Raw genomic sequence first — 6,959 nt, 5'->3', positions numbered from 1 at the left:
CCCCAGGCAACGCGGAGCGCCCAACTTATGGCCCGCGCCCGACGTATCAGGACTCGCAACATACGCACGGCCGGAAAGACGAGCACATCGGCCGGCCGTGGGCGAACGGGCGGGAGTACCTCAACTTCGCCGAGACGAAGGTCGACACCTCGCGGGCGTTCGACCCGGCCACCTGGCGCCGCCTGCAGGACGTGCGCCGCGCCGCGGACCCGGACGGGCTGTTCGTCGCCAATCACGTCATCTGAACGTCGTGGGCTGGCATCCTTCCCGCGGGGTGCCAGCCATGACCGCCGGCTACGGTCCGGCCATGACCACGGCGGTGAAGCCCATCCTCGGCCGCAAGCGCCCCATCCCCGCGCACGTCGCGGTCTACGCGTTCGTCATCGTTCCGTTCCTGGCCCTGCTCGCCGCCGTCCCGCTCGCGTGGGGCTGGGGGCTGGCCTGGCTGGACGTCATCCTGGCGGCCGCCTTCTACACCGTGACGTGCCTCGGGGCGACGGTGGGCTTCCACCGGTACTTCACCCACGGCGCCTTCAAGGCCAAGCGCGCGCTGCGCATCGCCCTGGCCGTCGTCGGCAGCATGGCCGTGCAGGGCCCGATCCTGCACTGGGTGGCCGACCACCGCCGCCACCACGCCTTCTCCGACAAGGAGGGCGACCCGCACTCCCCGTGGCTGTTCGGCACCGGCCCGCTCGCCCTGGCCCGCGGCTTCTGGCACGCCCACCTGGGCTGGGTGCTGGAGCGCGACCTGACCAGCCAGGAGCGCTTCGCCCCCGACCTGCTGGCCGACCGGGACATACGCATCGTCCACCGCCTCTTCGGCCCGCTGACCATCGTCACGCTGCTGCTGCCGGCCGTCCTCGGCGGCCTGATCAGCTGGACCTGGGAGGGCGCGGTGACCGCCTTCTTCTGGGCGGGCCTGGTCCGGGTGACGGCCCTGCACCACGTGACCTGGTCGGTGAACTCGGTCTGCCACATGATCGGCGACCGGCCCTTCGCGGCCCGCGACCGCTCCGCCAACTTCTGGCCCCTCGCCATCCTCAGCATGGGCGAGTCGTGGCACAACCTGCACCACGCGGACCCGACCTCGGCCCGGCACGGGGTGCTGCCCGGGCAGATCGACATCTCGGCCCGGCTGATCTGGCTCTTCGAGAAGGCCGGGTGGGCCTGGGACGTGCGCTGGCCGACCCGCGAGCGCCTGGCCCGCATCGCCGCCCGCCCCGCCTGATCCGAGGCCGTGCACATCAGCGGGCCGCGTGCTCCGCGCGCGTCCGTCAGCCGCCCGCCGCGGATGTTGCGCGAGGCGAGTGGTGCGGCTGCATCCGGGAAGGCGCAGACTCGCACGTATGACGCAGTTCACGACCGAGTTCCACGGTTACGACCGGGCCGAGGTCGACACGTTCGTCCAGAAGGCCAACGATGCTATCGCATCCGACGACCCTGCGCGGCGGGCCAGGGCGCAGGCCGACGCCCAGGCGATCAGCTTCCGGGTGACGCTGCGCGGGTACAACCGCCGGGAGGTCGACCACTACCTTCGCCGGATCGCCAAGGGCCGCCCCGACGACCGGACCTGACGCTGCCGCGGCCGCGGGCCGGCGTCGCGGCCGAGGACGACGCCTGATCCGCCGCGCCCGGGAACGGGCCGGCGGATCAGGCGCTCGCCGCGGCTCAGCCGGTGATGGTGAAGGGCGCGCGCAGCAGGTCGGCGGGGCGGGAGCTGCGGCCGACGAGCAGCTCGAAGCGGCCCGGCTCGACCACGCGGCGGTTGTCGGCGGTCACCAGGGTGCACTTTTCCGCGGGGAGCGTCAGCGGTACGTCCACCCGCTCGCCGGGCGCCACCAGCACCTGGGTGAACGCCTTCAGCTCGCGCTCGGCCCACGTCACGCTGGTGACGAGGTCGGTGACGTACACCTGGACGGTCTCCAGCGACGGGCGGGAGCCGGTGTTCGTCAGGGTGACGGTGGCCCGGATCTCGCCGCTCGCGGGGACCTCGGTGTCGGCGACGGTCAGGCCGGAGTACTCGACGGTGGAGTACGACAGGCCCTCGCCGAACGCGAAGAGCGGCTCCTGGGTGAGGTCGGCGTAGCGGGAGCCGTGCTGGCCGCGGATCTGGTTGTAGTACACCGGCAGCTGACCCACGTGCCGGGCGAACGAGATCGGCAGGCGCCCGGCCGGCTCGATCATCCCCAGCAGCAGCTCGGCGATCGCGCGGCCGCCCTGCATGCCCGGGTTGAACGCCTCGATGATCGCCGCGGCCTTCGCCGCCGAGGCCGGCAGCGTCGACGGCTTGCCCTGGACCAGCACCACGATCACCGGCTTGCCGGTGGCCACCAGCGCGTCGAGCAGCGCCTCCTGGCCGCCCTGCAGGTCCAGGGTGGCGGTCGACTTGCCCTCGCCGATCAGGGCCACGTTGTCGCCCAGCACGGCCACGACCACGTCGCTGGCCTCGGTCAGGGCCACCGCCTCGGCGATCGCGGCCGGGTCGGCGGCGGCCGCCTGGAACAGCGGCGGGCGGGGCTGGCCGTCGGGGAAGTAGTCGCCCTCCGGGTCGGGCTGCAGGCTGCCGATCTCGGCGCCCAGCGCGTGCCCGACCTCCCAGCCGGCCGGGACGAGGCCGCGCAGGCCGTCCAGGACCGTGGTGATCGTCTCGCGCGGCTGGCCGTCCGGCATCCAGTCGACCTGGCCGGAGGCGCCGGCCCAGTCGCCGAGCTGGGCGTGGGGGTCGTCGGCGTTGGGCCCGACGACGGCGATGCGGCGGGGGCCGCCCTCGACCGGCAGCGGCAGCGTGCCGTCGTTGCGCAGCAGCACGAGGGAGCGGCGGGTCACCTCGAGGTTCAGGGCCGCGTGCGGGCCGCAGCCGATGACGGCCGCCTGGCGCTCGGCGTCGGCCCCGCGGGGGTTCTCGAACAGGCCCAGCTCGAACTTGAGGCGGAGAATGCGCCGTACCGCCGCGTCGATCTTCGCCTCGGAGAGGCGCCCCTCCGTCACGGCGCGCTGGGCGGCCTCGAAGAAGCCGGGGGTGGTCATGATGAGGTCGTTGCCGGACTCGACGGCCACGACGGCCGCCTCGACGTCATCGGCGCAGACCTTCTGCTCCCACACCATGCGCCCGACGTTGTCCCAGTCGGTCACCAGGGTGCCGGGGAAGCCCCACTCGCGCTTGAGCACGCCGTCGAGCAGCCAGCGGTTCGCGGTCACCGGCACGCCGTCGATGGCCTGGTAGCCGAGCATGAACGTGGCGCAGCCAGCCTCCACCGCGCGCTGGAACGGCGGCAGGAACCAGGAGCGCAGCTTGCGCGGGGTGAGGTCGGCCTCGCTGGCGTCGCGCCCGCCCTGGGTCTCGGAGTAGCCGGCGAAGTGCTTGGCGGTGGCCAGCACCGCGGTGGTGTCCTCGAGGCCGTCGCCCTGGTATCCGCGGATCATGGCGGCGCCGAGCTCGCCGACGAGGAACGGGTCCTCGCCGAAGGTCTCGTCGACCCGGCCCCAGCGCAGGTCCCTGGCCACGCACAGCACCGGCGAGAAGGTCCAGTGCAGGCCGGTCGTGGAGATCTCGGTGGCGGTCACCCGGGCGGCCCGCTCGACCAGCTCCGGGTCCCAGGAGCAGGCCATGCCGAGCTGGGTCGGGAACACCGTGGCGCCGGGCCAGAACGCGTGGCCGTGGATGCAGTCGTCGGCCATGAGCAGCGGGATGCGCAGGCGGGTCGTCGCGACCATCGCCATCGCCTCGCGGATGCGGGCCGGCGACGCGTGCAGCAGCGAGCCCGCGGTGCGGGTGAGCACCGCGTCGGCGAGGTCGAGGCGGGCGTCGAGCTGCAGCATCTGACCGACCTTCTCGGCCAGGGTCATGCGCCCCACGAGATCGTCGACGCGCTCCCCGACCGGCAGTGCCGCGTCCTGGTACGGGAGTCTCTCGGTCATAGTCGCCACGATCCGTCGTCCTCTGCGCTGAAACTTTTTCCGAGCGTTTTCTGTTGTGACGACCGTATGGGTAACCTACTGTGCTGTCAACGCGACGAAACAGTTTCAGGGAGGGCTCATGAGTGAGCGCGTCACCCTGGAAGACGTCGCGCTGGCGGCCGGGGTGTCCAAGGCCACCGCATCGAAGGTGCTCAACAAGCGCCCGAACGTCGACCCCCGCACCCGGCGCAAGGTCGAGGAGACGATCACGGCCCTGGGCTACGTGCCCAGCACCGGCCCCCGCGACACGCTGGCCGACGCCGCCGTGGACGTCGTCTTCGACTCGATGACGAGCATGTACTCCCTGCAGGTGCTCAACGGCATCCTGACCGCCGCCCGCGAGCTGGACGTCGAGGTCGTCGTCGACGTGCTGGACCGGGCCGGCGGGACCGAGACCCCGCTGAGCGACGCGTGGCTCAGCCGGACCGCGGCCCGCAAGCGGCTCGGAGTGATCGTGGTCTCCCTGGCCCTCACGGCCCGCCAGGTGCGCACCGTGGAGGATCTCGGCCTGCACCTGGTCTCCGTCGACCTGACCGGCCCGATGGGCGCGGGGCTGGCCAGCGTGGCCTCGACCAACTTCGCCGGCGGCACCCAGGCCACCGAGCACCTCGTGGCGCTCGGCCACCGGCGCATCGGGTTCGCGGGGCTGCCGGTGCAGATCGCGGCGTCGCGGGAGCGGCTGCACGGGTACCGCAACGCGCTCGAACTGGCCGGCATCGAGACCGACCCCTCGCTGGTGGTGCACGGGGGGTTCTCGGCGGAGGCGGGATGCCGGATGGCGCTGGAGCTCCTGCGCCTCCCCGATCCGCCGACCGCCATCTTCGCCGCCTGCGACGGCACGGCGTTCGGCGTGTTCGAGGCGGCCCGGCGGCTGGGCCGGCGGGTCCCCCAGGAACTGTCGATCGTGGGCTTCGACGACGTGGAGCCGGCGAAGCTGTCCTCGCCGCCGCTGACGACCGTGCACCAGCCGATCGCCGACATGGGGCGGGTGGCGCTGCGGACGTTGCACACGCTGGCGCGCGGCGGGACGCCGGACTCGCCGCACATTCAACTGGCCACGCACCTGGTGGTGCGGGAGTCGACGGCGCCGCCACCCTCCGCGTGACCCGGCGACCGCGTTCCGTGACGGTAGATAATCTTGTTTTGGTCGATGTTGTACGGTGAGTTCATCGGTAGCCGCACCGACCGGAGTCCGCGCCGGCGCAGTTGAGACGGGGCCTTCGAGAGGCGCTCGGGCCGCCGCGGGATTCGTGGATGTGGTGGCGGGGCTCGGGAGCCGCGGGCGCACGCGCGGCCTCTCCTACCGGTGGGGCCCCTACCCCACGAAGACCGGCGTGACGGAGGCGGCGATGCGGATCACACCGCCGCCGCACTCGACGGGGACGGGCACGCCGAACGCGTCGACCGCCGCGGCCGTGGACGAGTCCCACGGCAGGGACAGCTCGACCGGCGGCTGGTCCTCGCCGTCGAACGTGTCGCCCTCGGCCCAGGCGATCCACAATGGGCCACGCCCGGGGCGCTCGACCCGGTAGGCCTCCCATCGACGGCGCGGCTCGTGGGCGGGCCGTGAGGTGTGGGGGCCGGCGTCGTAGCGCTGCTGCTCGCCGCTGGCCCGCGGTGCGCCGTCGCTGCCGCTGCGCGGCCGCTCGCGATCGGGCCCGGGCGCGTCGAGCCAGCCTCCACGCGACCGCTCGCCGCCGGGCGCCAGGGCCTCCCCGCCGCCATCGCGTTGCCGCTCGTGATGTTGCCGCTCGTGATCAAGGGCGAGCAGGTCGGCGCCGCCGCGCGGGCCCACGTCGCCGGCGGGGCGCAGCGCGTCGGTGCCACCGGGCGGTGCGGGTTCAGCAGCGCGGTGGATCCGGGTGGCGCCCGCCAGCTCGCCGACCAGCAGGGCGAAGGTGTCCGCGGCCGGGTGACGGCGGGTCAGCACCCCGTCACCGTCGAAGTCCAGCAGCGGCAGGCGGCCGAACAGCAGGTCCATGATCTGGTAGCGGTCGCGGTAGCCCGGAATCTCCGGGGCCAGGTTCCAGTACGCGGTCCGGGTCACGCCCGCGGCCAGCGCCCGCACCGTGCGCGTCACCACCTGGCGGCACGCGATCCGGTCGCGCTTGGCCGACAGCTCCGCCGGGCAGCCCTCCATCAGCATCTGCAGCCGCGGCGGGAGCTCGTCCATCCTGGCGTACAGGGCGGCCATCGCGCGCCGTTCCGGCGACGACTCGGCGGCCAGCGAGGCCGGGTCCGCGGGCAGCGCGGCGAACGTCGCGGCCAGGATCGGCTCCAGCTCAGGGAACTCGAACAGCACCGGGCCGCCGTGCTCGCCGGCCAGGAGCGGGCGCTCGCAGCCGTGGCGGCGCATCATCGCCCGCGCCTGCTCGACGTAGTCGCCGACACGCTCCGGCGACCCGTACAGGTGCACGTCGAAGGCGTCGAACGCGTCCCCGCCGAGGGAGAGCACGCGGTCGAAGAACGCCCGCTCGGGGCTGCCCTCGGCGCTGCTCAGCACGTCGTACCCGCACCCGCCCAGGACCACCTGGGCACCGGGCGCGCCGGCGTGGACGGCCCGGTGCAGGGCGCGCAGCTGTGCGACGTAGGCGTCGGCGGTGCCGGCCCACAGCAGGGCGGCGTTGCTCGGCTCGTTGTCGCATTGGAAGTACCGGATCCGGCCCCGGCAACGCTCGACGAGCGCCGCGGCGAACCGCTCGTAGTCGGCGATGTCCTTGGCCGGGGACGGGGGCAGGAAGGTGGCCGGGCGCTGTGTCGCCCACGGCGAGCTGGAGACCACGGTCAGCCAGGCCTCCTCGTCGCCGTCGAGCTGAGCGAGCAACGCGTCGGTGGTGGTCCAGTCGAAGCGGCCCGGCTCCGGCTCGACCTGGGACCAGTACAGGTAGGCGCGCACCAGGCCGGCCCCGAGGGCGCGGGCCTGCGGCACGAACTCGCCCGGCGGCCCGAAGAGCCCGTAGCTGATCCCGCGCACCACGCCGACCCGGAAAGTTTCGTTCATA

The 6,959-nt window shown here is 73.4% G+C and carries 6 protein-coding genes; 4 read left to right on the top strand and 2 right to left on the bottom strand.

Translation table 11 applies throughout. The features are described from left to right. The 3 genes from AB0M46_RS08280 to AB0M46_RS08270 all read left to right on the top strand — a co-directional run. The coding region (locus tag AB0M46_RS08280; RefSeq protein ID WP_363333755.1) for a hypothetical protein at positions 1 to 245 on the top strand (245 nt) is incomplete at its 5' end. Between the two features lie 62 nt (positions 246 to 307). Beyond that, entirely contained in the window at positions 308 to 1,228 is a 921-nt protein-coding gene (locus tag AB0M46_RS08275) for an acyl-CoA desaturase (RefSeq protein ID WP_363333753.1), read from the top strand. Between the two features lie 118 nt (positions 1,229 to 1,346). After that, positions 1,347 to 1,574 (top strand): DivIVA domain-containing protein, encoded by a 228-nt coding sequence (locus AB0M46_RS08270; protein WP_363333752.1) that lies wholly within the window; start codon positions 1,347 to 1,349, stop codon positions 1,572 to 1,574. A 94-nt stretch (positions 1,575 to 1,668) separates the two neighbouring features. Here the strand turns inward: AB0M46_RS08270 and AB0M46_RS08265 are convergent, their stop codons facing one another. After that, entirely contained in the window at positions 1,669 to 3,918 is a 2,250-nt protein-coding gene (locus AB0M46_RS08265) for a glycoside hydrolase family 3 N-terminal domain-containing protein (RefSeq protein WP_363333751.1), read from the bottom strand. Positions 3,919 to 4,036: 118 nt separating this feature from the next. Here AB0M46_RS08265 and AB0M46_RS08260 point away from each other — a divergent pair, with 118 nt between their 5' ends. Further along, entirely contained in the window at positions 4,037 to 5,062 is a 1,026-nt protein-coding gene (locus tag AB0M46_RS08260; RefSeq protein WP_363333749.1) for a substrate-binding domain-containing protein, read from the top strand. Positions 5,063 to 5,272: 210 nt separating this feature from the next. On the opposite strand, the gene AB0M46_RS08255 is transcribed toward AB0M46_RS08260, so the two are convergent. Then, positions 5,273 to 6,958: a hypothetical protein gene (locus AB0M46_RS08255; RefSeq protein ID WP_363333747.1), complete on the bottom strand. Its 1,686-nt coding sequence runs from the start codon at positions 6,956 to 6,958 to the stop codon at positions 5,273 to 5,275. Between the last annotated feature and the right edge of the window lies 1 nt (position 6,959).

This window comes from Dactylosporangium sp. NPDC051485 (assembly GCF_040682015.1).
GTDB lineage: Bacteria > Actinomycetota > Actinomycetes > Mycobacteriales > Micromonosporaceae > Dactylosporangium.
This window is presented reverse-complemented; position numbering and strand designations above follow the sequence as displayed.